Genomic DNA, 22811 nt, shown 5'->3' with positions numbered 1-22811 from the left:
GTCCGTCATACCAGCGACGAGGAAAACGGCGCCGATGTGACAGCGACACACCGGCCCCTCATCAGGATTCTGAAGGAGACGACCATGCAGGCACGGATGAACAACCCGGCAGGGCTCCTGCCGGAGGCGGTCAAGGCGGTCAACATCCTCTACAAGGAGAGCCATTCGGCCGGGGTGCCCGGGTCGACGCTGGAGCTCGTACACCTGCGGGCCAGCCAGATCAACGGGTGCAGCGCATGCGTGGACGGCGGCGCCCGGAGCGCCAAGAAGAACGGCGAGACCGACGAGCGGCTGTTCGCGGTGGCGGTCTGGCGGGAGACGCCGTACTTCACCGACGCCGAGCGGGCCGCACTCGCCCTCGCCGAGGCGGCCACCCGGCTGGCCGACCGGCCGGACCCGGTACCGGACGAGATCTGGGCCGACGCGGCCAAGCACTTCAACGAGAAGCAACTCGCCGCGCTGGTGCTCTGGATCGCCACCACCAACTTCTTCAACCGGATCAACGCCACGACCCGGCAACTCGCGCCGCAGAACTGGGGCTGACCACGGCGCCCCTCGCTCCGTAGCCGAGCGCTCGCGGGCGGCGGCCCGCCGTCACCCGCGAGCACCGGCAGCCGGCATGGACGGTCGGATGCGGATATTCACGTCGCACCGGAATTTGTTTCAATATTCTCGACCATAGAGCCGATCGCCGAGTTAGTCCTTTTGGTGACAGCCGATTGCCCGATATCTGGATACCGTCGTCGAGATTCGACAGTGCATGCACGCACGGCGCGGAACCAGCGACAGATCGGGAACGAATATGAAACTGTTGTCAAACTGTTCGGAGATCGGCAGCACACGCCGACTCGGCCGCCGGCTCGCCGTGACGCTCACGGCGATCGGAGTGGCGCTGACCATGACCGCCGGTGCGGCGTACGCCGCACCGGTCCGGTCTGGATCCGGAGTAACGGATCCGGCCTCGACCAGCAAGGTCACCCTGAGGCTGACCGACCTGTCCCAGCTCCCCAGGGTCGGCGCGACCGAGTCCAGGTCGGGGATCCTGGCCAGCTACTTCTTCCAGTACGTCCGCAACGGCCACTACGGCCAGTGCCTCGACGGCGACCGGAACACCATTCCCGCCAACGGTTCGCGAGTTCAATTGTGGGCCTGCAACCGCTGGACCAACCAGGCGTGGATACTCACCACTGCGAGTGGATATCCGGTCGGCTACTACCGAATCCAGAACTACTATGGCCGCCAGTGCCTCGACGGTGACCGCAACACCATTCCGGCCAACGGTTCGCGAGTGCAGTTGTGGGCCTGCAACGGCTGGACCAACCAGGTCTGGGTCTGGAACGGCGCCCAGTTCCGGAACTACTACGGTAGACAGTGCCTCGACGGCGACCGGAACACCATTCCGGCCAACGGTTCGAGGGTGCAGTTGTGGGCCTGCAACGGCTGGACCAACCAGAACTGGACCCTGAGCAACTGAGCCCCGGCGCGGCACCGCACCGCTGGCCCGGGTCGGGCGCCGGCACAGACCGGGACCCGGGCCAGCGGGCAACGCAGTTCAGCGCTACCGTCCCCTGCCATGGGCGCTATCAAGCCGTGGCATCTCCTCCTCGCCGTCCTCTGCTGCCTCCTGCCGTTCACGGCTGCGGTGGCCGGCACGGTCTGGCTGGTCGTACGGCGGCAGGGGCCCAGGAAATGACCGTCCTCGCACACCCCTCGACCCCAGGCCCGGGTTCTCCCGTGCGGTGAGGCGACTCAGCGGGCCGGCGTACGCGCCTCGCCGTGCGCCGTACGCAGCGCGGACAGGAACGCCTCGGCCGGTTGCGCTCCCGAGATGCCGTACTTCCGGTCGAGCACGAAGAACGGCACACCGGTCGCGCCGAGCGCCCGAGCCTCCCGGACATCTGCGGCGAAGTCGCGGGCGTACTCGTCACCGGCCAGCACCCGGCGAGCCTCGTCGGCCGGCACTCCGACCTCGGCGCCGAGTCGGACGAGCGTCTCGTGGTCGTCGAGCGTCTCACCCTCCACCAACTGAGCCCGGAGCAACCGCTCGTGCATCTCTCCGCCCAGCCCGTGCGCCTTCGCCAGGTGGGTGAGCCGATGGGCGTCAACAGTGTTGACCATGATGGACCGACCGAGGTCGTACGTCAGACCCTCCTCGGCCGCCAGCGCCGTCACGTGATCGGTCATCGCGCGGACCTGGGCGAGCGACCCGCCGAACTTCTTCTGCAACTGCTCGTGCACCGGCTGCGGGTCGCCCTTCGGGTACGTCGGGTCGAGCTGGAAGCTACGCCAGACCACCTCGACCTCGTCGGCGTGCTCGAACTGCGCGAGCGCCGTCTCCAGCCGCCGCTTGCCGATGTAGCACCACGGGCAGACCACGTCGGACCAGGCTTCGACTCTCACCGTTATCTCCTCGCTCACCGAACCGCTCACAGACAGGTGCCGTCCGCGCACACCTGCGCGTCCTCGGCGCCCAGGAACACCAGGCCGGACACCGCCGGAAGCGGCGCCGACGCTACCGATACGGGAACTGGCGGCCGGTCAGCCGACGATTCGTCGCCCGGAATGTCCGGTTGTTGCGCCATCGACTCCCCTGCCAGGCTGGACGCACTCATCGGGTCTCCTTAGTTACTTATTGTTCCTAGCCCAATTATGCGTCAGCCAGCCTGGGACGACCGTCGGTCCCCCTCGTCGCCCTGGCCGGGTCGGCTAGCGGGTGGCGTGCTGGCCGTGGTCGCTGACCTGGGCGTCGAACCAGTGGTGCAGGGCATTGCGAAGCTCGGCGTCGCTGGTGGCGTAGGTGACGCGTCCCCCGTCCGGGGTGGCCTCGTAGTCGAGGGTGATCCTTCCGCCGTGTTTGCGTAGCGCTTCGAGGCCGGGCATTTCGTTGCCGTGAATGCGGGCGGGATCGGTGAAGTCGCCGCGCCGGAAGCGCTCGACCTCCGCGGTCAGGTGTTGCCCGATGAGTCCGATCTGGGTGGTGTCCTGCGGGTCGTCGGCGACCACGGTCTGGACGCCGCCGGTGTCGGTCTTGGTGAACCGGTGGGTGGTGCGTTCCAGGTCGAACGGCATGACGGACGCGCCCCGCTCGGCCACCTCGGCCTGTCGGCTGGGGGTCGCCGGTGTCGATGTCGAGAAGTCGTCGGCACAGCCGCCGCTCAGCACGGCGGCGGTGGCGGCGGCGACCAGGAGCAGGGGTCGACGGGTCCGGGAACGGTCAGAACGGTTCAACAGCGGCCTCCGCGAGGGTCTGCAGCGCGCGCACCACGGCGGCGCGTTGGTCATCGGGTACGCGATCGAGTAGGGCGGTGAGCCGGTCCCGGCGGGCGTCGGCCTGCCGGGCGGCAGCGGTGGCACCTGTCTCGGTGAGCACCAGCAGCACGCCGCGGCCATCACCGTCGGCCGCCTCCCGGTGCACCCAACCCCGACCGACCAGGTTGTTGACCAGGCGGCTGACGGTGCTCTTCTCCAAACGCAACCGGCGAGCCAGTTCCACCTGACGGATCCGTCCCTCGCGGGCGATCTCCACCATGGCGTGTGCCTCCGAGACCGGCAGTGGCTGCCCACATGGTGTGCGGTCGGGCTGATGGAGGCCGAAGTTGCGGACGAACCGCATCAGGGCCTCCTGCGCGGCGTCGACCTCCCCGCTCTGCATTGTTCGACCGTACAACCAGTTGGTTCGACGATGCAACAACTTGGGCGGTTCAGTCCTGCTGCGGTGAGGCAGGCGGAACCGCACAGATGGCCAAGGTCATCTCGGCAACGAAGCGTGGTGCGTCTGCCGCATCGAGCCGTCCGGTCGCGACGTCCGTCGCTGCGCCGTGCAGAATGTGGTGCAGGGCGCTGGCCAGCAGGTCGGCCGGAATGTCGGTCCGGAAGACGCCTTCGTTCTGGCCGCGGCGGATCAGGTCATGAACCCGCTGCTCGGGTTTCGCGTGCAGTTCCTGCACGCGGCCGGCAGGCAGGGTCGTCTGCGCCGCCTGTAGGACCGAGGCCGCTTGGGCGAGCAGCAGCCAGCCCGATTCCATGAGCGACCGCAGGCCGTCGCGGGGATCGCCGGTGAGGTCGATGGCCTCCAACACGTCCTCTCCCCGGGCCAACAGTCGGATCAACGCGGCTTCGACCAGGGCCTCCCGGGACGGGAAGTGCCCGTACAGGGTGACCCTGCCAACCCCCGCCTCCTGTGCGATGTCGTTCATGCTCGCCGCGGCGTTCCTTCCGAGGCGGGTGATGGCCGCCTGCACGATCTTTTCGGCGTTCTGCCGTGCGTCCGCCCGGCGGGCCGGCCTGGCGGTCGGGTGAGGCATGCAACTTCCTTAAGTCAAACAGCGGATGTACGGGTTACAGTACGCGCCGGAAGCTGAACAGGCACTGTACGGCTTAGCTCTGGAGGCGATCCTCGTGTCCGAGTCGATGACCACACCCACCTCGACGACCAGTCCGGCCCGCAGCGAGACACCCTCACCTGGGTGGTCCGGACCCGCCGTCAGCAGACAAGGTATGACGAGGGAAAACGACCGTTACATGGTCCGGCCGGGCCGAGCCTCCGACGCCATCGAGCTCGCTCGCCTGCACGCATCGGTCCAGCTTCAGGCGGCAACCGGCGGACAACCGCACCCCGGCATCGCCGCCTGGGTCGAAGACCTGCTGGCCGGTCATCCCGCGGTCGTACCCGATGACTTCCTGGTCGCCGAGGATTCGACCACCGGCCACCCGGTGGCCAGCCTGGTAGGGCTACGGCAGGACTGGAGCCTGGCCGGGGTCCGGCTGCCGGTGGCCCAGGTCGAACTGGTCGGCACGGCGCCGGAGCACCGCGGGAACCGCCTCACCGACCGGCTGTTCGCCGCCCTGCACCAGCGGTACGCGGTTGGCCGTGTGCCGGTCCAGATCATCGAGGGGATTCCCTACTTCTATCGGCGGCTCGGCTACGACTATGCCCTCGCGAACGACGGCGCTCCCACGGTGCCCGCCACCGCGCTGCCGGCCACGGAGCACGACCGGCCGGGCGGCTCCCGCAGCGGCCTGACGGTGCGCCCGGCCACCGTCGCCGACGCGGACGACCTCGCCGACATCGACCGGCGACTCACCGACGGGGACGCCCTGGTCTGCCCGAGAGACGCCGAGGTGTGGCGGTACGAGATCGCCGGGCGCCGCCCGGCGGACCAGGCCCGGCGCACCGTCGCCGTGCTGGTGCACGACGCCGACGTACGGGGATACCTGGTCCACACCGCCCGGCTCTCCAGCGCCGGAGAGCTGACCGTGGTCGCGGCGGCCTGCACTCGACCGGCCGACTGGCCGCAGGCCGCCGTCGCCATGCACGCACACCTGGGCCACATCGGCCGGCGGCACGAGGCATCGGCGGGGAGGCCGTTCACCGCGGTCCGTCGTCTCCTCGACCCGAACCACCCGCTGGCCCGACTCGGCCCGCCCGGCATACCGACGCGGCCCAGAGGCTGGTACGTCCGCACGGGCGACCCGGTCGACCTGCTCAGCCGGCTGCTACCGCTGCTGCGGGATCGCTGGCAAGTAGCCGACCTGCGCTGGCACGAACCAGCGCTGACCATCGACATGTACGGTCGCGCCGCTCGGCTGGAGTTCACCGACGGTGAACTGGCGAAGGTGACGGCCGTATCCGGCGCCGTCAGCCCGTCCACCGACCCCCAGACCCACGCCGCCATCCCGCCCGGCGCCCTGCTACAGCTCGCGCTCGGCCACCGCACACTGCCCGAGGTGCTGGACACCTGGCCGGACTGCCTTTTACGCGACCGCCTCACCGAACACTTCCTGACGACGGCATTCCCCCAGGTGCCGGTCCGGATCTGGCCCCGCAACTGACCAACGGGCAAGCTGACGTTGTACCCGGAAGAGTGGCGGTCGGAGCACGGACAGTTCGCCGCGAACAACAGCGTTCCGGGGCCCCGCGTCCGTGCCCGTCCCACAGTGCAACAACTGCAAGGTTCGAGTACAGCGCTCGGCGAATGACGCGAAGCCGTGGGGCGGCGTGCTGGGCGGCCGAAGCTCAGTCCGGCGGGCAGAGCAGCACGCAGCCACCGCTCGGCAGCAACGGCAGCCCCGAGGGCAGCAGCGACGGCAGCACCGGTACGGGCAACGGCAGCACCTGCCGGGGCGACGGATCGGCCGGTGCGGGATCCGAGGCGGCGGGGGGTCGGCCGGCTGGCGACGCGGCCCCACCCGGAGTACGCGTCGGTGCCGGGCCGCCGTCGGTGGACGAGGTCGCCGGCACCGGTACGGCGGGGACGGCACCCGACGTCGTACTCGTGTCCGGCTCTATCTCGTCCGGTCCCGTACCGGGCAGCCCGCGCCGGATTCGTTCGATGTCGGCCCGCAGGCGTTCCGCCGGCTCCGGGTGGCGTACCTCCGCGACCTGGACGAGTGCCTGGTCCAACCGGGAACGTGCGTCGTCGTACCGGCCCGCCGCCACCGCGTCCTCGGCGAGCGTGAGGGTGTGCTCGACGACCCGGACGGCGGACCGGTCCGGATAGACCGCCGCCGCGATCGGCCACAACGGACTCGTCGGTCCTGCCTCGTTGACGCCGAGCCCCAGTAGGGCGGTGGCGACGATCGCGACCACGGCGACGAGCCCCAGTCGCCGGACCAGCCCGGTACGTCGAGGCCGGCGCCCCGGCACGGGTCGCGGCGGGTCGGACCGGAGCTGACCCGGCCGGCGGGGGCCAACGGGCGGCCCCGGTCGAGGCGGGCGTACCCGGGCCGGTGCCCGTACGGTCGCCGGCATGGTCCGGGCCGGCACGGCATCGTCGACCGGACCGGCGGGCTGCTCGGCGTCGAGGTCCGCCCGCCAGGCCGCCATCAGCCCGGCGATCGGGTCGTCGGCCGGTGCCGCCGCGCCCCGGCCCAGCGCGTCGAGCAGCAGGTCGTCGGCGACGAGGACGGCCGGTTCCAGATCGACCGGGTCGGCCAGCTCGACCGGGTCACCATCCCGCCCGGTCACGTCACCGCTCCGCTCCCCCACGCCGTCGCCTCGTCGTCCTCCGTCCCGCAGGTTACTCATGCGGCGACCTCGTCCAGGGCGGTACCGGCGAGCGCGCGCAGCCGGGCGAGGGCGCGCGACTGGGTCACCCGGACGGCAGCGGCCGACATTCCCACGATGACGCCCACCTCGTCGGCGGTTAACCCGACCGCCACCCGCAGCAGGACGATCTCCCGCTGCACCTCGGTCAGCCGGGCCAGCAACGCGGAGAGCCGGCGCGCGAGATCGGTCGCGACGGCCCGCTGTTCGGGACCGGGATCGGCGTCCGGGCCGTCGGGCAGTGCGGCGGGTGCCGTGACGGTGGAATCCCGGATGGCGGCCCGTTGCGCGTCGGCGACCTTGTGCGCGGCTATGCCGTACAGGAATGCGGAGAACGGGCGGCCCTGGTCGCGGTAGCGAGGCAGCGCGCGCAGCACGGCCAGGCACACCTCCTGGGCCACGTCGTCGGCGGTGGCGTACGCGCCGCCGATGCGGCCCAGCCGGGCCCGACAGTATCGGACCAGACCGGGACGGACCTCGGCGAGCAGCGTCGCCGTTGCCTCGGGGTCGCGACGGGCGGCCCGAGCGACGAGATCTGTCTCGGGTGCTGCGGTCATCTATGGGGCTGCACCTTCGTTACCGGTGGGTTAACCGCACCGTATCGGCACCCCGGCGTTCGCACCACCGGCGGGGTCCGGACCGACGACGCACGGAACACAAAGTAGTCGAAGAATTACTCGCTATCGCTGTTACGCCGGACGCTGCTGGCGCGATGTCCACCAGAGACGGCGGTGGGCGGTACGTCCACCGGAGTGCGGCGGCGGGAGCACGGATGGGCGTCGAGGTGCGCGTCGAAGGGCTGACCAAGTCCTTCGGCGGTCAGCCGGTCTGGTCGGACGTGAGTCTGACCCTGCCGGCGGGCGAGATCTCGGTGCTCCTCGGCCCGTCCGGCACCGGCAAGTCGGTGTTCCTCAAGACGCTGGTCGGACTGCTGAAGCCCGACCGGGGCGCGATCTGGATCGAGGAGCAGAATCTCCCCCGGCTCTCCGAACGTGCCCTGTACGAGGTCCGCAAACTCTTCGGCGTGCTGTTCCAGGACGGCGCGCTGTTCGGCTCGATGACCATCTACGACAACGTCGCCTTTCCGCTGCGTGAGCACACCCGCAAGTCCGAGTCCGAGATCAGGGCCGTGGTGCACGAGAAGCTGGAGATGGTCGGGCTGCTCGGCGCGGAGCGGAAACTGCCGGGTCAGATCTCCGGCGGCATGCGCAAACGGGCCGGGCTGGCCCGGGCGCTGGTGCTGGATCCCCGGATCATCCTGTTCGACGAGCCCGACTCCGGACTCGACCCGGTCCGCACCGCCTACCTCAACCAGCTCATCATCGACCTCAACCAGCAGACCGGTGCGACGTTCCTGATCGTCACGCACGACATCAACACCGCGCGTACGGTGCCGGACAACATCGGGCTGATCTACCACGGTCACCTGGCCATGTTCGGGCCGCGCGAGATGCTGCTCTCCAGCACCGAACCGGTGGTCCGGCAGTTCCTCAACGCACAGCGGATCGGTCCGATCGGGATGGCCGAGGAGAAGGACTCCGACGAGTTGCGGGCCGAGGCCGAAGCCGGGGTGGAACTGCCGCCACTGCCGGCCATTCCCCTACAGCTCCGCCCCTCCGACGGTCGACCCCGCCGGGCGGAGCAGCCACCCGGGCAGTGGTGCGCGGAGCACGGTGTCGTCCCGCCGACCGGGTCGTTCCGGAACGCGGACGGCAGCGCCTGGCAACCCGGCGCCTGGCAACCCGACGAGGTGCTCCGATGAACGGCGGGCCGAAGGCGGACGAGCCGACGATGGCCGGAGCGGCGGCGGACGGGCCGACCGCGGCCGGACCGGCGGCGGGTGGCCGGTTCGCCGCCGGCCTGCGCGGCCCCGGGCACTTCTTCGCGTTCTGCCTGGACGCGCTGCGCAACGTGTTCCGGCGCCCCTTCCAGGTCCGGGAGTTCGTGCAGCAGGCCTGGTTCATCAGCTCGGTGTCGATCCTGCCAGCCGCGCTGGTGGCGATCCCGTTCGGCGCGGTGATCGCGCTGCAACTCGGTTCCCTGGTACGTCAGCTCGGCGCCCAGTCGTTCACCGGTGCCGCCTCCGTCCTCGCCGTGGTACGCGAGGCCAGCCCGATCGTCACCGCGCTGATCATCGCCGGTGCCGGTGGTTCGGCGATCTGCGCCGACCTGGGCGCCCGGAAGATCCGTGAGGAGCTGGACGCGATGGAGGTGCTCGGAATCGATCCGGTGCACCGGCTCGTCGTACCCCGGATCGTCGCCTCGATGCTGGTCGCCGTACTGCTCAACGGGCTGGTCAGCGTCGTCGGCGTCTCCGGCGGCTACTTCTTCAACGTGGTCCTCCAGGGTGGTACCCCGGGCGCGTACCTGGCCAGTTTCCAGGCCCTGGGCCAGTTGCCCGACCTGATCGTCGGCGAGGTGAAGGCGCTGCTGTTCGGTGCGGTCGCCGCGCTGGTGGCGTCGTACCACGGGATGACGGCGAAGGGCGGACCGAAGGGGGTCGGCGATGCGGTCAACCAGAGTGTGGTGATCACGTTCATGCTGCTCTTCGCGCTGAACTTCGTCATCACCGCGGTCTACTTCCAACTCGTACCGCAGCGGGGGATGTGAGCTGCCGATGCTGCGTACCCTGGACGACCTCGGCGGGCAACTCGCCTTCTACCTGCGCGCGTTCGCCTGGGCACCGCGCACGGTGCGCCGTTACAAGCGCGAGGTGGTACGCCTGCTGGCCGAGATCAGTTTCGGTCGGGGCGCGCTGGCGGTGACCGGTGGCACGGTCGGGGTGATCTGCTTCCTGACCTTCTTCACCGGCACCGAGGTCGGGCTACAGGGCTATCAGGCCCTCAACCAGCTCGGCAGCAGCGCCTTCACCGGTTTCGTCTCGGCGTACTTCAACACCCGGGAGATCGCGCCGCTGGTCGCCGCGCTGGCGCTGTCGGCGACGGTCGGGTGCGGGTTCACCGCCCAGCTCGGGGCGATGCGGATCTCCGAGGAGGTCGACGCCCTGGAGGTGATGGGCGTGCCGTCGCTGCCGTTCCTGGTCACCACCCGCATGATCGCCGGCTTCGTCGCGGTCATCCCGCTGTACGTGCTCGGCCTGCTCTCCAGCTACCTCGCCACCCGGACCATCGCCGTCTTCTACTTCGACCAGTCGGCGGGCACCTACGACTACTACTTCCACCTCTTCCTGCCGCCGGTGGACGTGCTCTGGTCGTTCGGCAAGGTGCTGGTGTTCAGCGTGATCGTCGTGCTGGTGCACTGCTACTACGGCTACACCGCGAGTGGTGGACCGGCCGGCGTCGGGGTGGCGGTCGGCCGCGCCGTACGGCTGGCGATCGTCTCGGTCAACATCGTCGACTTCTTCCTGTCGCTGGCCATCTGGGGCGCGACCACGACCGTCCGGATCGCGGGGTGAACGGGTGAGCATGGAGCATCGGGGATCGGTCGCCGGCCGGCGGGTACTCGGCGTCGTCTTCGTGGTGGTACTCCTCGCGGCGCTGTCGCTGGCCGTCCTCCAGTACCGCAAGGTGTTCACCCCGGTCGCCTGGGTGACCCTCTACACCGGACAGACCGGAATGCAGCTCAGCCCCGGCGCGGAGGTGAAACTGCGCGGTGTTCCGGTCGGCGAGGTGCGCGAGATCGACAGCGACGGCGGCCAGGCCCGGCTGCGGCTCGCGCTCGACCCGGCGCTGATCGGACGGATTCCGGCCGACGTCACCGCCCGGCTGTTGCCGAAGACCCTCTTCGGCGAGCGGTACGTCGCGCTGGTCGCCGCGCCCGACTCCACCGCCGGTCCGATCCGGGCCGGCGCGGTGATCAGCCAGGACCGCAGCCGCAACGGTGTCGAGCTGGAACGGGTGCTCGACGCGGCGCTGCCGCTGTTGCAGTCGATCCGGCCGGACAAGCTGGCCAGCACCCTGGCCGCGCTGGCCACCGCGCTGGACGGGCGGGGCGAGCAGCTCGGGGAGAACCTGGAAGCGCTGGACGGCTACCTGAAGGAGCTGAACCGCGAACTGCCGACGATCACCGAGGACGTACGCCGGCTCGCCGCCGTCCTGGACGCGTACGACTCGGCACTGCCCGACCTGCTGGACATTCTCCGGGACGTCACACCCACGGCGACCACGATCGCCGACCAGCGGACCCAGCTCGCCGCGTTCCTCGCCGACACCACCGACGCCGCCGACGTGACCCGGATCTTCCTCGACCGGCACGACGACCAGCTCATCCGGTTCGGCGAGGTGACCCGTCCGGTGCTGGAACTGCTGGCCACCTACGCCCCGGAGTATCCGTGCCTGATGCGCGGGCTGGTGGCGCTGCAACCCCGGGTCGAGGAGGTGTTCCGGAACGGGAGGATGCACATCACCCTGGAGGTGACCCGGGACAACGGGGCGTACCAGTCCGGCCGGGACGACCCGGTGTACGGCGCGCGGACCGGTCCGCAGTGCCGGGAACTGCCCAACCCGTCGCCGCCGGCCCCGGAGGTCCAGGTCAACGACGGCTACGACCACGGCGGCTCCCGCCCCGGTCCGGTGAAGCTGCCGGTCGGAATCCCACCGGCCGCCGCGTCCGGGCCCGCCGCCGACTCCGCGCCCGCCATGGGGTACGCCGGCACACCCGAGGAACAGGATCTGATCAAACCGATCATCGGCGCCGCCACCAACACCCTGCCGGTGGAGGTCCCCGACATCGCGGTGCTGCTCTGGGGCCCGCTGCTACGCGGAGCGGTGGTGAACCTTCCATGACCGAGCGGAGCGAGGGCATCAGCCAGCTCAGTCAAGCAGGTCACGACGCCGACGAGCGGAGCGAGGAGACGGCATGACCGTCGGAAGCAGAGGAGCGGTCATGACCCGGGTTCCGGTCGCGTCGCTGGTCAAACTCGTCACCTTCGCCGTGGTGACGCTGCTGCTCACCGCGCTGCTCGGCCAGGCCCTCGGCTCGGTGTCGTTCGGCGGCACCAGCTACCGGGCCAGGTTCACCGACGTCACCGGCCTGCTGCCCGGCGACGACGTCCGGATCGCCGGGGTGCGGGTGGGCCGGGTCGACGAGATCCGGGTGGTCGACAACAGCGTCGCGGAGGTCTCGCTGACCATCACCGAGGAGGTGCCGCTGACCTCGACCGTGCTCGCGAAGATCCGGTACCGGAACCTGATCGGTCAGCGCTACGTCGCGCTCGCCGAGGGACCCGGCACCGGCCCGCCGCTCCGCCCGGACGGGCTGATCCCGCTCACCCAAACCACCCCGGCGCTCGACCTCACCACCCTCTTCAACGGGTTCCGGCCACTGTTCACCGCGTTGACGCCGGACGACGTCAACAAGCTGGCGTACGAGATCATCCAGGTGCTCCAGGGCGAGGGCGGTACGGTCTCCAGCCTGCTGGCGCACACCGCCTCGCTGACCAACACCCTCGCCGACCGGGACGCGGTGATCGGCCGGGTGGTGACCAACCTGAACTCGGTGCTGGCCACCCTGGCCGACCGCGACGACGAACTGGACCACACGATCCGGTCGTTGCAGCAGTTCGTCTCCGGCCTGGCGGGTGACCGGGAGGCGATCGGCGAGGCGCTGGTCAACCTGGGCAAGCTCACCGGCACCACGGCCGGGCTGCTGGCCGACGCCCGCCCGGCGATCGCCGCCGACGTGACCGCGCTCGGCGAGCTGGCCGGCACCCTGAACCGCAACTCGGCGGTGCTCGACGGAACGCTCGGCCGGCTGCCCGGCCGGTACGAGGCGTTGACCAGGACCGCCTCGCACGGTTCCTGGCTCAACTTCTTCATGTGCGACTTCGACGGCCGGATCGCCCTGGCCGGTCAGGGCGGAATCAACCCGGCCACGTTCAGCTCCACGGCGGCCCGCTGCGCCGGACCGGCAGGTGCCCGATGAAGCCGTTCCGGGAACGCAATCCGGTCGTCGTCGGCGCGGTCGGACTGGCCGTGCTGGCCGGGGTGCTGCTCGCCGCGTTCCGGCTCGACGACCTGGTGGCGCTGGGTGACCGGCCGTACCAGGCGGCGTTCCGGGACGCCAGCGGCCTGGCCGTCGGCAACGAGGTCCGGGTCGCCGGGGTACGGGTCGGCAAGGTGACCGAGGTGGACCTGGCCCGGGGCGACGCCGGCCCGTACGTCCGGGTGCGGTTCCGGCTCGACGACGACGGCGTCCGGCTCGGTCGGGACACCGGGGCGACGATCCGGATCAAGACGGTGCTCGGGCAGAAGTACCTCGCGCTGGCCCCGGCCGGATCGGGCCGGCTTCCCGAGGGTGCCGAGATTCCGTTGACCCGCACCGCCTCGCCGTTCGACGTGATGCAGGCGGTCACCGGCCTCGCCGGCACCTTCGACGACATCGACACCGAGCAGCTGGCAACGGCGTTCACCGCACTGTCGGAGACCTTCGCGGACACCCCGGCGAACGTACGGTCCTCGTTGGACGGGCTCTCCCGGCTGTCCCGGACGGTCGCCAGCCGGGACGCCGAGCTGCGTGAACTGCTCACCCGGGCCCGGGACGTCACCGACGTACTGGCCGCCCGGGACGAGGAGTTCCGGCGGCTGGTCGCCGACGGGACCGCGCTGCTGGCCGAGGTGAGCCGGCGGCGGGACGCGATCCACGACCTGCTGATCGGCACCCGGGACCTGGCGAGCCAGCTCTCCGGACTGGTCGCCGACAACCGGAGCACGCTGGAGCCGACGCTGCGGCAGTTGCGCGGGGTGGTGGCCACGCTGCAACGCAACCGGGACAACCTGGAGAACACGTTGCAGCGGATGGGGCCGTTCCTCGACTCGTTCACCAACGTGCTCGGCAACGGGCGGTGGTTCGACTCGTACCTGCGCGGACTGCTCCAGCCGTACGTGCCGACGACGGAGAAACGCTGATGTCGCCGACGACGGGAGGACGCTGATGCGCCGGCCGACCCTGTCCACCTCGCCGAAGCGGCGGAGGGCGTTGCTCGCCGCCGTGGTGGCGGTGCTGCTCGTCGCGGCGGCGGCGGTCACCGTGCCGTACCCGGGTACGCCGCAGCGACGCGTCGTCGCCCACTTCAGCCGGGCGGTCGGGGTGCACGTCGGCTCGGACGTACGGGTGCTCGGGGTCCGGATCGGCGAGGTCGTCGCGGTCGTACCGGAGGGGCGGACGGTCCGGATCGAGCTGCACTACGACGCGAAGCACGACATCCCGGCCGACGCCTCGGCGGTGATCGTCCCACCGAGCCTGGTCAGCGACCGGTACGTGCAGCTCACCCCGGCCTACTCCGGAGGTGCGCGGCTGCCCGACGGGGCGGACCTGCCGGTGCAGCGGACGGCGGCCCCGATGGAGATCGACGACATCTACCGCGCGCTGGACGACTTCAACCGGGCGCTCGGCCCGGCCGGCGCGAACGCCGACGGCGCCCTCTCCGACCTGCTGGACACCGGCCGGGCCAACCTGGCCGGCAACGGCGCGGAGCTGCACGACACCCTCGACGGGCTGTCCCGGGCGCTGGACACCCTCGCCGAGGGGCGGCAGGACCTGTTCGGCACGGTGGCGAACCTGCAACAGTTCACCACCGCGCTGGCCCGCAGCGACCAGCAGGTACGCAGCTTCAACCAGCAGCTCGCCGACGTCGCCGGGCAGCTCGCCGCCGAGCGGGACGATCTCGCCGCCGCACTGCGCAACCTCGCCGCCGCACTGGCCGACGTCACCGGGTTCATCCGGCAGAACCGGGACCTACTGGAGTCCAACGTGGACGCGCTGGCCGACGTCACGGGCGTGCTGGCCCGGCAGCAGAAGGCACTCATCAAGATCCTGGACGTGGCGCCACTGGCGCTGTCCAACCTGAACCTGGCGTACAACGCCCGGTCCGGCACCCTGGACACCCGGGACAACGTGCTGGGGCCGTACGACCCGGCCTCGTACATCTGCGCGGCGCTGGCGGACCTGCTGCCGACGCCGAAGGTACCCCGGCGCTGCTTCGAACTGGCCCAGACCCTCAACCTGAAGCGGCTTCCGCTGCCGGAAGACTTGCGCAAGCTGCTGAACCTGCCGCCGTCGACCAAGCCCGGACCGGCCACGCCGGCACCGGCGACGAGCGGCAACCCGCCGACCCCCGCGCCCACCCAGGGGGCGCCGGGACCGGAGGTGTCGCTCGACCGCACCCTCGGCGGGATCCTGCGGGGTATCCGATGAACGCCGCCAGGTCCCGGGTACGTCGATCCGCGCCGACCGCGCTGGTGGCGGTGCTGACGGCGACGGCGGTCGCGGTCGGTGGCTGCGGCATGCCGGAGCTGGCCGACCTGCCGCTGCCCGGCGGTGCGCCGTCCGGTCCGGCGTACCGGGTGACGGTGGAGTTCGCCGACGTACTCGACCTGGTGCCGCAGGCCGCCGTCAAGGTCAACGACGTGACCGTCGGCTCGGTCGAGGAGATCTCCCTCTCCGGGTGGACCGCCCGGGCCCGGATCCGGATCGACCGCGCGGTACGGCTGCCCGGCAACGCCACCGCGGCGGTCCGGCAGACCAGCCTGCTCGGCGAGAAGTACGTCGCGGTCGCCGCCCCGGTCACCGAGTCCCCCGCCGGGCAGCTCACCGAGGGTGCCGTCATCCCGCTGTCCCGGACCAAGCGGTCGGCCGAGGTCGAAGAGGTGCTGGCCGCGCTCGGGCTGCTGCTCAACGGTGGCGGGCTGGCCCAGCTCAAGACGATCAACGAGGAGCTGGCGAAGGCGTTGGAGGGTCGGGAGTCGACCGCAAAGGACGCGCTGCGCCAGTTGGACGACTTCGTCGGCGGACTCGACCGGCAGAAGGCCGATCTGGTCCGGGCGGTGGACGCGCTCGACCGGCTGACCGGCCGGCTGTCCCGGCAACGTGCGGTGCTCGGTGACGCCCTGGCGGCACTGGACCCCGGTCTCGGCGTACTGGCCGAGCAGCGGGAGCAGCTCAGTGACGCGCTGACCGCGCTCGGCGAGCTGGGCCGGGTCGGCAGCAGGGTCGTCATCGAGAGCCGCGAGGACACCGTCGCCAGCCTGCGGGCCCTGCAACCGATCCTGGACCAGTTGGTCCGGGCCGGTGACGCCCTGCCGAAGTCGCTGGACTTCATGCTGTCGTACCCGTTCCCGCCGAACGTGACCGGCGCGATCGTCGGGGACTTCATCAACATGTCGATGACCGCCGACCTGGACGCCGCGAGCATCCTCGCCAACCTGTTCTCGGCGAAACCGGTCGCGAAGCCGCCGACGAAGTCCCGGACCGGCGGCTCCGGCCGCGACCCGTCCAACCCGTCGGGCGGCGGCCAACGTCCCGACGACACCGATGACCGGCCGGACGGGGTCGGGCCGCTGCTGCCCGGCGTACTGCCCGCGATCTGTCTACCGGTCGGCGGCCTGCTCCCGCTGGACTGGCTGCCGCCGCTGTTGCCGGAGTGCAAACTGCCGCCCGACTGCAAGCTGTTGCGACCCGGATCCCTCCTGCCGCTGGGCGGGCTGCTGCCACCGGGCGGCGTGGTGCCGCCGGGCACCGTCTTCCCACCCGGCACCAAACTGCCGCTGGGGACAATCCTGACTCCCGGCTGCCTGCTGCCGCCGCCGGACGGGGCGACGAACGGGCGGACCGGCGGGCTGCTCGACGTACTGGGCGGAGGGCTGCTCGAATGATCGGACGTACTGCCCGGCTCCAGGTCCTGGTGTTTCTCGTGGTGAGCCTGCTCGGGGTCGGCTACGTGGCGGTGCGCTACGTCGGGCTCGGCGACCGGCTGTTCGGCGCCGGTTACCTGGTGCACGCCGACTTCGCCGAGGCCGGCGGCATCTTCCCGAACGCGCCGGTCAGCTACCGGGGCGTACCGGTCGGACGGGTCGAGGAGGTGACCCTGCGCACCGGGACGGTACGGGTGGACCTGCGCCTGGACGGTGAGGTCCGGGTGCCGTCCGAGCTGCGGGCGGTGGTGTCGCAGCGCTCCGCCGTCGGCGAGCAGTACGTCGACCTGCGCCCCGAGCGCGACGACGGCCCCTACCTGCGGGACGGCTCGGTGATTCCGCCGAACCGGACCGGCGTTCCGTTGGCCCCGGAGACCCTGCTGGCCAACCTGGACGCGCTGGTCCGGTCGATCGACCCGGACGACCTGGCGGTGGTGATCGACGAGTTGGGGGTCGCGTTCGAGGGCAACGAGGAGGCGCTGCGCCGGATCCTCGACGCCGGTGGCGCCCTGTTGGCCGAGGCGACCGCCCGGCTGCCCGAGACGGTGGCGCTGATCCGGGACGGGCGGACGGTGCTGCGTACCCAGGAGGAGTCCGCTGCCGCGTTGCGGCGCTGGGCGGACGGGCTGGCCCGGCTCGCCGCGACGGTCCGGGCGGCCGATCCCGACCTGCGCCGGATCCTCGCCGACGGGCCTCCCGCCGCGACCGAGCTGGTCGGGTTGGTACGCGACCTGGAGCCGTCGATCGGCACCCTGCTCGGCAATCTGGTCTCGGTGAACGGGGTGGCCGCCCGGCGGCTGCCCGGGATCGAGCAACTCCTCGTGGTCTACCCACTGGTGGTCGACGGCGGCTTCACCGTCGCCCCGGGGGACGGTACGGCGCATTTCGGCCTGGTGGTGAACATCGGTGACCCCCCGTCCTGCGTGTACGCCGGATCGACCACGCGGTGCACCGGGGCGGAGACGGCTCGCGGCTCCAGCGTCCGGGGCAGCGGGAACGCTCCCCGACCCGGTGGCAGCGATCCGGCGCCCCCGGCCCCGGACCCGGCGCGGTCACCCTCCCCGTCGCCGGACGACGGCGTCGACGCCGAGCCGGTGCTGCCGGTCGGGGGCGGCCCGGTCGCCGGCTACGACCCGGCGACCGGTGTGGTCCTCGGACCGGGCGGCGCCCCGTTGACCTTCGGCTCGACCGGCGGGCAGTACCAGCTCGCCGGCGACCAGTCCTGGAAGCAACTCCTGCTCGCCGGCCTAGCGCCCTGACCAATCCGAGGAGCCGACCCATGCCAACCGGCGAGGAACGCAGGTTGAAACTGGTCAAGGCCACGCCGACCGCCGAGCCGATCTCCGGCAGCGGTGATCGGGAGCCGACGCGTGCGCAGGCGCGGTATCTGGCCGACGAGGCACCTCCACCGGCCGAGGGGGTACGAGCGCCCGCCGACGGGGCACGACCGCCGGCCCGCCGCCGACGGCAGCCCGCTCGTCGCACCGTCACCCGGCGGGTACCGGAGACCAGGGATCCGGTGGAGTCGATTCTGCAACGGCTCGACCAGGAGCCGGCCGTTCCCGATCCGGAGCCGGTAGTTCCAGAGCTGGCCGTTCCCGATCCCGCCGACGCTTCCGCTGCCGACGCCGCCCCCGCCGAAGCTCCGGCCACCGACGCGCCGGCCGACGATGCCCGCGCCGACGACGCGCCGGCCGACGACGCGCCGGACATCGACCCGGCGGACATCGATGCCGAGCCCTCCGGCGTGGAAACGGCGCCGACGGCCAGCCCGGACACCCCGAGACGTCGTGTCGGACGGTGGATCCGACTCGGCAGGCGTCCCCGACAGCCGGCTCGTCGACCGGCGCCGGGTCGGCCGCCGGCGGCCACGGTCGCGCTGGCCGCCGTGCTCTGTGTGGCGCTGGCCGCGGCTGGCCTCCTCGGCTACCAGTGGTATCAGGACCGGGCCGTGGAACAGGCCCGGGCGCACGCTCTGGCCGCCGCGAGGCAGACGACGGTCAACTTCGTCTCGGTCAGCGCCTCCAGCGTGGACAGTGACCTCCAGCGCATCACGGCCGGTGCCGCCGGGGAGTTCAAGGAGGAGTTCACCCGGGGCCAGGCCCAGGTCCGCGCGGCGGTCATCGAGAACAAGGTCGAGTCCACGGGTACGGTGCTGCGCGCCGGCCTGGTCTCCGGGGACCTGCGTGCCGCGGTGGCGCTGGTGGCGGTGGACGCGACCGTCAAGAACGTGCACGCCCCTGACGGACGCGCGGCGCACTACCGCATCCAGGTCGACCTGACCCGGGACCGCGACTCCGGTGCCTGGCTGGTGTCCCGACTACAGTTCGTCGGCTGAGAGGAAGCCCCATGCGATCGTCCGCCGCCGCACTGGCCCGACGGCTGCGCCTGCCGCGCCGACGCCGGTACACCGGCAACCGCCTGCACCTCGTCCTCGTGGTCGCCATCGTGCTGGCCATCGGGGTGGCCGGCACCGCCGGGTACGCCCACCACCGCACCGGAGCGCGGAACTCGGCTGTACGTCAGGCGTTGGCCACCGCCGGACCCGCAGCGAAGGCGATCTTCTCCTACGACTACCGCAGCTTCGACGCCAGCGTGGCGAACGGCCGGGCGTTCGTGACCGGCCCCTTCGCCGACGAGTACGCGGAGACGACGTCGACGCTGAAGTCGACCGCCGTCTCCGAGCAGGCGGTGGTGCTCGCCGAGGTGTCCGCCAGCGGGGTGGTCCGGGCCGATCCGGAACGCGTCGAACTGCTTGTCTACCTCAACCAGTACCGGCGCAACGTCAACACCGACGGCGAGAAGGTCGACCAGAACCGGGTCCTGCTCGAACTCCGCCGGGTCGGCGACGAGTGGAAGGTCTCCCGGGCCACCGCCATCTGAGCCGCGCCGTCCGGTCAGCGCAGTGGCGGGCTGCTCACCTCGGCCAGGGGCAGCCGCCACCGGGACCATGGCCGCGACGGCGATCAGAGTGGCTGGACCTCCCAGGAGATAGTCGCGGCGCCGCCGGAGGTGTTGGTGACGCAGATTTCGTAGGCTTCCGCGACGTTCAGCGACAGCGGCAGGTCGACAGACGTTCCGGCACCGAGTGGGTCCTCGCGGAGCAGTGCCGCGTCCCCGTCCGTCACCCGGGCGCTGAACGACACCGGCAGGTTCGAGGTGCCGACCAGGCGGGCCGATGCCGCCTCCCAGCCGGCGATCCACTCACCGCAGGCCCGGCCGCCGGCACCGAGAACCGCGCTGTGTGGACCGACTCCCTGCACCGCGCCCGGGACCGGGTACGGGCCGAAGCCGAGCCGGAAGATCGCCACCCGGTCTGCGGTGTTGTGGACGCAGGCCCGGTGGAAGAAGCTGCCGGGCTGTGCCGCGACGACGGTGACGGAAGGCAGCTCCCAGGCCGTGGTCCGCAGCAGTTCCACCTCCGGGCCGTCGATACTGCCGGACATCCGTACGGTCCAGGTCACCGGCACCGCCAGGGCGGCGGCGCCGTACGCCCAGACCCGTCCGGTGGTGTGCACCCGGTCGGTGCAGACGGAACTGCCGGGTGGCAGGTCCCGTCCGTCGGCGGCTCGCGCCTCGGACCCGAGAACCAGCGTGGCGACGCCGACGACCGCCGACACGATCAACGCGATCAGCCTCGAACGAAGGTGCATGATTCCTCCCGGTGCCTGGATCTGACTGTGGTTGGCGTGCCGGGCCGGGCACCGCTGATCCAGTGTGCGGCCGATCGGGCCGGGGACCGTGTCCGATCCGTGTGGCCTCGCAGCGCGTGAAAAGCCGGGCACGGCCTCCGGCGCCGCTCCCGGTGCAACCCCGGTGCCGACGCGGCATCCGGCGCTGGTTGACTTCTGCCATGACGCAAGATCCCGATTCCGGAACCGGCGATCGGACGGGCGGCCGTCCACTGCTCTGCGAGCCCTATCTACTCGATCCCGGCCCGTCTTGCGCGTACGTCGTGTGGCACACCGAGGAGCCCGGCATCGGCCAGTACGTGCTGCTCGGTGCCGGGGTGACCGGAATGACCGAGCGGCAGGCGGTGGACGCCGCGACCGGCGTGGCCGAGTCCGGACCGCACTGGCGGCGATTCACGGCGGAGACCCACCGCCTGACCCGGACCCGGGAGGACGCCGACTCGCGGATCCCCGGACGGCACTTCCCGACGGTGACACCCCGACCGGTGTACCGGCAGCTCGTCCAGCTCACCGACCTGACCGCCGGCCGTACGCCGTACCGGGTGGTCTCGGTCGACGATCGTGGGCGGGGCACGGTCACGGTGGCGTACTCGGTCGCTCCGGCGGCACCCCGGGACGCGGGCGTACGGCTGCTCTTGACCAGCGACCACCAACTGAAGGGCATGACGCCGGCCAACCTGGAGAAGGTCGCCGAGACGGTGGGGTTCCGGCTCGACGGCGTGCTGATGGCCGGCGACATGGTCAACGTTCCGGACCGGGCGAGCGAGTGGTTCGACTGCGGCAGCGGGCTCGCCTTCTTCGCCAGCATGTCCGGGCGGGCGGAGCACACGATCGCCGGCCGGACCTACCGGGGCGCGCCGCTGTTGCCGCACACCCCGCTCTTTCCGGCGATCGGCAACCACGAGGTGATGGGGCGGTGGTCCGAGACTGCCAGCTTGGAGAGTCAGTTCACCGATCCGCAGCCCCGGAAGGTGGCCCAGGAGCACTGGTCCGAGGTGAACGGATCCGGGGCGGATGCTCCCGGGGAGGCGTGGCTGACGGAGCGGTCCTGGGACGTCACGACGTACGAGGAGATGTTCCCGTACCCGCGCAGCGCGGGGGGCGGGCCGCGCTGGTGGTCCCGGACCATCGGCGACGTACACGTGATCACGCTCTTCGCGGCGACGATCTGGCGGCCGGGCGTGACGCCGGGGCAGGGCAAGTTCTCCGAGGGTGCCGCCACCCGGGCGGATCCGACCCGGTGGGGCTACGGTCAGTTCATCTTCGAGCCGGTGCACCGGGGCTCGGCGCAGTACCGCTGGCTGGAGCGGGAACTCACCTCCGCGCCGGCGCGTCGGGCCCGGTTCCGGGTGGTGATGTTCCACCAGCCCGGTCACGGGCTCGGTGACAACTCGACACCGCCGTTCACCGACCCGGTGCCGACCGTGCGACGCGACCCGGCCAGCGGAGCGGTCCGTTCGGTCGAGTACGGCTATCCGCTCGCCGAAGACCACATCCTGCGCGATCTGGAACCGCTCTTCTCCGCCACCGGCGTGCACCTGGTGCACAACGGACACGCCCACCTGTGGAACCGGTTCCGGAACCCGGCCGGGGTCAACTGGCTGGAAACCTCGAACGTGGGCAACAGCTACGGGGCGTACGACGTCTCGTCCGGTCTCTCCCGGACGCTGCCCGAGGGTCCGGACTACGTCCGGCAGGGTGATCCGGGCGGGCTGGCGCCGATCGTGCCGACCATCGCACCGCTGACCGGCCCGTCCGGCGCCCCGGTGCCGTACGTGGCCAGTAACGACATCACGGTCTTCACGATCCTGGACTCGGCCGCCGGGGTGGTCCGGTCGTACCGGTTCGACACCCGGGACCCCGATTCACCGGTGGTGCTCTTCGACGAGTTTCCGCTCTCCTGAGGGGCATTCCAGCGGCTCCGGCCGGTCCCCTGAGGGCACCCCTGCGGCTCCGGCGGGGACGGGCCGAGCCGGGGTCAGTCCGGCGGCTCGGACGGGGTCACCGTCTGCTCCGAGGTACGCCGCTCCAGGAACGAGTCGGGCGCTACCTGGTCGGCCGTCGCCGAATCGACGGAGTGCCGCTCGGAGTCGGCGATCGCGCTGGCTCCCGCCTCCCGTCGGTCCGAGTCGGCGAGGATGGCCGCCGCCTGCTCCCGGGGATCGTCGCTGCCCGCCTCCTGCTCCTCCGGCAGCAGGTGGGCGGCCCGGTTCTCGACCCGATCACTGGCTTGTTCGCTCATGCCGCTGATCCATACCCCCGGCGGGCGCCCGCTACGCGTCGGCCGCCACCCGGATCCGCAAAGGCTCACGGCGGGCAGTCCTGGTAGTGCTGGAGCCAGGTGGCAGATGTCTCCTTCTGGCACCATCTCCCGCAGATGTCCCACCCGCCCGAGCACGCCTTAGGTCGGGACGACGTCGGGCC

The 22811-nt window shown here is 71.3% G+C and carries 24 protein-coding genes; 15 read left to right on the top strand and 9 right to left on the bottom strand.

The window, feature by feature from the left end:
* Positions 1–84 precede the first annotated feature (84 nt).
* Complete coding sequence (locus tag ACFP2T_RS10745; protein ID WP_377420290.1) at positions 85–543, top strand: carboxymuconolactone decarboxylase family protein; 459 nt, start codon at positions 85–87, stop codon at positions 541–543.
* A 259-nt stretch (positions 544–802) separates the two neighbouring features.
* The gene (locus ACFP2T_RS10740; RefSeq protein WP_377420288.1) at positions 803–1474 is read left to right on the top strand and encodes an RICIN domain-containing protein; all 672 of its coding nucleotides are present in this window, start codon (positions 803–805) and stop codon (positions 1472–1474) included.
* Between the two features lie 275 nt (positions 1475–1749).
* Here the strand turns inward: ACFP2T_RS10740 and ACFP2T_RS10735 are convergent, their stop codons facing one another.
* The 5 genes from ACFP2T_RS10735 to ACFP2T_RS10715 all read right to left on the bottom strand — a co-directional run bounded on the left by ACFP2T_RS10735 (position 1750) and on the right by ACFP2T_RS10715 (position 4241).
* Positions 1750–2400, bottom strand: a complete 651-nt coding sequence (locus ACFP2T_RS10735) for a DsbA family oxidoreductase (protein ID WP_377420286.1) — start codon at positions 2398–2400, stop codon at positions 1750–1752.
* Between the two features lie 26 nt (positions 2401–2426).
* The gene (locus tag ACFP2T_RS10730; protein ID WP_377420284.1) at positions 2427–2612 is read right to left on the bottom strand and encodes a hypothetical protein; all 186 of its coding nucleotides are present in this window, start codon (positions 2610–2612) and stop codon (positions 2427–2429) included.
* Between the two features lie 94 nt (positions 2613–2706).
* Positions 2707–3228, bottom strand: coding sequence for a hypothetical protein (locus ACFP2T_RS10725; protein ID WP_377420283.1), 522 nt, complete (start codon positions 3226–3228; stop codon positions 2707–2709).
* The gene (locus tag ACFP2T_RS10720; RefSeq protein WP_377420281.1) at positions 3215–3652 is read right to left on the bottom strand and encodes a MarR family winged helix-turn-helix transcriptional regulator; all 438 of its coding nucleotides are present in this window, start codon (positions 3650–3652) and stop codon (positions 3215–3217) included. The genes ACFP2T_RS10725 and ACFP2T_RS10720 overlap by 14 nt, the downstream gene beginning before the upstream one ends.
* Before the next feature lie 49 nt (positions 3653–3701).
* On the bottom strand, positions 3702–4241 hold the full coding sequence (locus ACFP2T_RS10715) for a TetR/AcrR family transcriptional regulator (protein WP_377420279.1): 540 nt from the start codon (positions 4239–4241) through the stop codon (positions 3702–3704).
* 256 nt (positions 4242–4497) lie between these two features.
* Between ACFP2T_RS10715 and ACFP2T_RS10710 the strand changes: the two genes are divergently transcribed.
* Positions 4498–5832: a GNAT family N-acetyltransferase gene (locus tag ACFP2T_RS10710; protein WP_377420277.1), complete on the top strand. Its 1335-nt coding sequence runs from the start codon at positions 4498–4500 to the stop codon at positions 5830–5832.
* 184 nt (positions 5833–6016) lie between these two features.
* Here the strand turns inward: ACFP2T_RS10710 and ACFP2T_RS10705 are convergent, their stop codons facing one another.
* A complete protein-coding gene (locus ACFP2T_RS10705; RefSeq protein WP_377420275.1) occupies positions 6017–7027 on the bottom strand; it encodes a hypothetical protein in 1011 nt (336 codons plus the stop codon).
* Positions 7024–7602, bottom strand: a complete 579-nt coding sequence (gene shbA / locus ACFP2T_RS10700; protein WP_377420273.1) for an RNA polymerase sigma factor ShbA — start codon at positions 7600–7602, stop codon at positions 7024–7026. The genes ACFP2T_RS10705 and shbA overlap by 4 nt, the downstream gene beginning before the upstream one ends.
* A gap of 155 nt (positions 7603–7757) precedes the next feature.
* On the opposite strand from shbA, the gene ACFP2T_RS10695 reads away from it, so the two are divergent.
* From ACFP2T_RS10695 to ACFP2T_RS10645, 11 genes are all read left to right on the top strand, one after another.
* On the top strand, positions 7758–8807 hold the full coding sequence (locus ACFP2T_RS10695) for an ABC transporter ATP-binding protein (protein WP_377420271.1): 1050 nt from the start codon (positions 7758–7760) through the stop codon (positions 8805–8807).
* The gene (locus tag ACFP2T_RS10690) at positions 8804–9655 is read left to right on the top strand and encodes an MlaE family ABC transporter permease (protein WP_377420269.1); all 852 of its coding nucleotides are present in this window, start codon (positions 8804–8806) and stop codon (positions 9653–9655) included. The genes ACFP2T_RS10695 and ACFP2T_RS10690 overlap by 4 nt, the downstream gene beginning before the upstream one ends.
* Positions 9656–9662: 7 nt before the next feature.
* Entirely contained in the window at positions 9663–10460 is a 798-nt protein-coding gene (locus tag ACFP2T_RS10685; protein ID WP_377420267.1) for an MlaE family ABC transporter permease, read from the top strand.
* A 10-nt stretch (positions 10461–10470) separates the two neighbouring features.
* Positions 10471–11790 (top strand): MCE family protein, encoded by a 1320-nt coding sequence (locus ACFP2T_RS10680; protein ID WP_377420913.1) that lies wholly within the window; start codon positions 10471–10473, stop codon positions 11788–11790.
* 100 nt (positions 11791–11890) lie between these two features.
* On the top strand, positions 11891–12928 hold the full coding sequence (locus ACFP2T_RS10675; protein ID WP_377420265.1) for an MCE family protein: 1038 nt from the start codon (positions 11891–11893) through the stop codon (positions 12926–12928).
* On the top strand, positions 12925–13911 hold the full coding sequence (locus ACFP2T_RS10670) for an MCE family protein (RefSeq protein ID WP_377420263.1): 987 nt from the start codon (positions 12925–12927) through the stop codon (positions 13909–13911). Before ACFP2T_RS10675 ends, ACFP2T_RS10670 begins: the two co-directional genes overlap by 4 nt.
* Before the next feature lie 25 nt (positions 13912–13936).
* A complete protein-coding gene (locus ACFP2T_RS10665; protein ID WP_377420261.1) occupies positions 13937–15199 on the top strand; it encodes an MCE family protein in 1263 nt (420 codons plus the stop codon).
* A complete protein-coding gene (locus ACFP2T_RS10660) occupies positions 15196–16656 on the top strand; it encodes an MCE family protein (RefSeq protein WP_377420259.1) in 1461 nt (486 codons plus the stop codon). The genes ACFP2T_RS10665 and ACFP2T_RS10660 overlap by 4 nt, the downstream gene beginning before the upstream one ends.
* Positions 16653–17954 (top strand): MCE family protein, encoded by a 1302-nt coding sequence (locus ACFP2T_RS10655; RefSeq protein ID WP_377420257.1) that lies wholly within the window; start codon positions 16653–16655, stop codon positions 17952–17954. Before ACFP2T_RS10660 ends, ACFP2T_RS10655 begins: the two co-directional genes overlap by 4 nt.
* A 20-nt stretch (positions 17955–17974) precedes the next feature.
* Complete coding sequence (locus ACFP2T_RS10650; protein ID WP_377420255.1) at positions 17975–19033, top strand: hypothetical protein; 1059 nt, start codon at positions 17975–17977, stop codon at positions 19031–19033.
* A gap of 11 nt (positions 19034–19044) precedes the next feature.
* Complete coding sequence (locus ACFP2T_RS10645) at positions 19045–19578, top strand: hypothetical protein (protein WP_377420253.1); 534 nt, start codon at positions 19045–19047, stop codon at positions 19576–19578.
* A gap of 83 nt (positions 19579–19661) precedes the next feature.
* Here ACFP2T_RS10645 and ACFP2T_RS10640 read toward each other — a convergent pair whose 3' ends face one another.
* Positions 19662–20348 carry a hypothetical protein gene (locus tag ACFP2T_RS10640; RefSeq protein ID WP_377420251.1) on the bottom strand — a complete coding sequence of 229 codons (687 nt, stop codon included), beginning with the start codon at positions 20346–20348 and terminating at the stop codon, positions 19662–19664.
* Positions 20349–20548: 200 nt separating this feature from the next.
* Here ACFP2T_RS10640 and ACFP2T_RS10635 point away from each other — a divergent pair, with 200 nt between their 5' ends.
* Positions 20549–22291 carry a metallophosphoesterase family protein gene (locus ACFP2T_RS10635; protein WP_377420249.1) on the top strand — a complete coding sequence of 581 codons (1743 nt, stop codon included), beginning with the start codon at positions 20549–20551 and terminating at the stop codon, positions 22289–22291.
* A 74-nt stretch (positions 22292–22365) separates the two neighbouring features.
* Here ACFP2T_RS10635 and ACFP2T_RS10630 read toward each other — a convergent pair whose 3' ends face one another.
* Positions 22366–22629, bottom strand: coding sequence for a hypothetical protein (locus ACFP2T_RS10630; protein ID WP_377420247.1), 264 nt, complete (start codon positions 22627–22629; stop codon positions 22366–22368).
* Between the last annotated feature and the right edge of the window lie 182 nt (positions 22630–22811).

The sequence above is a fragment of the Plantactinospora solaniradicis genome (assembly GCF_042658085.1).
GTDB lineage: Bacteria > Actinomycetota > Actinomycetes > Mycobacteriales > Micromonosporaceae > Plantactinospora > Plantactinospora solaniradicis.
Note: the sequence above shows the minus strand (reverse complement) of the source record. Positions and strands in the feature narration are given on the sequence as shown.

Bases quoted from the DNA above. Each gene is read 5' to 3' on its own strand.
- ACFP2T_RS10745 (WP_377420290.1), top strand. From the start codon at position 85: ATGCAGGCACGGATGAACAACCCGGCAGGGCTCCTGCCGGAGGCGGTC.
- ACFP2T_RS10740 (WP_377420288.1), top strand. From the start codon at position 803: ATGAAACTGTTGTCAAACTGTTCGGAGATCGGCAGCACACGCCGACTC.
- ACFP2T_RS10730 (WP_377420284.1), bottom strand. From the start codon at position 2,612: ATGAGTGCGTCCAGCCTGGCAGGGGAGTCGATGGCGCAACAACCGGAC.
- ACFP2T_RS10720 (WP_377420281.1), bottom strand. From the start codon at position 3,652: ATGCAGAGCGGGGAGGTCGACGCCGCGCAGGAGGCCCTGATGCGGTTC.
- ACFP2T_RS10710 (WP_377420277.1), top strand. From the start codon at position 4,498: ATGACGAGGGAAAACGACCGTTACATGGTCCGGCCGGGCCGAGCCTCC.
- ACFP2T_RS10705 (WP_377420275.1), bottom strand. From the start codon at position 7,027: ATGAGTAACCTGCGGGACGGAGGACGACGAGGCGACGGCGTGGGGGAG.
- shbA (WP_377420273.1), bottom strand. From the start codon at position 7,602: ATGACCGCAGCACCCGAGACAGATCTCGTCGCTCGGGCCGCCCGTCGC.
- ACFP2T_RS10695 (WP_377420271.1), top strand. From the start codon at position 7,758: ATGTCCACCAGAGACGGCGGTGGGCGGTACGTCCACCGGAGTGCGGCG.
- ACFP2T_RS10690 (WP_377420269.1), top strand. From the start codon at position 8,804: ATGAACGGCGGGCCGAAGGCGGACGAGCCGACGATGGCCGGAGCGGCG.
- ACFP2T_RS10685 (WP_377420267.1), top strand. From the start codon at position 9,663: ATGCTGCGTACCCTGGACGACCTCGGCGGGCAACTCGCCTTCTACCTG.
- ACFP2T_RS10680 (WP_377420913.1), top strand. From the start codon at position 10,471: ATGGAGCATCGGGGATCGGTCGCCGGCCGGCGGGTACTCGGCGTCGTC.
- ACFP2T_RS10675 (WP_377420265.1), top strand. From the start codon at position 11,891: ATGACCCGGGTTCCGGTCGCGTCGCTGGTCAAACTCGTCACCTTCGCC.
- ACFP2T_RS10670 (WP_377420263.1), top strand. From the start codon at position 12,925: ATGAAGCCGTTCCGGGAACGCAATCCGGTCGTCGTCGGCGCGGTCGGA.
- ACFP2T_RS10665 (WP_377420261.1), top strand. From the start codon at position 13,937: ATGCGCCGGCCGACCCTGTCCACCTCGCCGAAGCGGCGGAGGGCGTTG.
- ACFP2T_RS10660 (WP_377420259.1), top strand. From the start codon at position 15,196: ATGAACGCCGCCAGGTCCCGGGTACGTCGATCCGCGCCGACCGCGCTG.
- ACFP2T_RS10655 (WP_377420257.1), top strand. From the start codon at position 16,653: ATGATCGGACGTACTGCCCGGCTCCAGGTCCTGGTGTTTCTCGTGGTG.
- ACFP2T_RS10650 (WP_377420255.1), top strand. From the start codon at position 17,975: ATGCCAACCGGCGAGGAACGCAGGTTGAAACTGGTCAAGGCCACGCCG.
- ACFP2T_RS10645 (WP_377420253.1), top strand. From the start codon at position 19,045: ATGCGATCGTCCGCCGCCGCACTGGCCCGACGGCTGCGCCTGCCGCGC.
- ACFP2T_RS10640 (WP_377420251.1), bottom strand. From the start codon at position 20,348: ATGCACCTTCGTTCGAGGCTGATCGCGTTGATCGTGTCGGCGGTCGTC.
- ACFP2T_RS10635 (WP_377420249.1), top strand. From the start codon at position 20,549: ATGACGCAAGATCCCGATTCCGGAACCGGCGATCGGACGGGCGGCCGT.
- ACFP2T_RS10630 (WP_377420247.1), bottom strand. From the start codon at position 22,629: ATGAGCGAACAAGCCAGTGATCGGGTCGAGAACCGGGCCGCCCACCTG.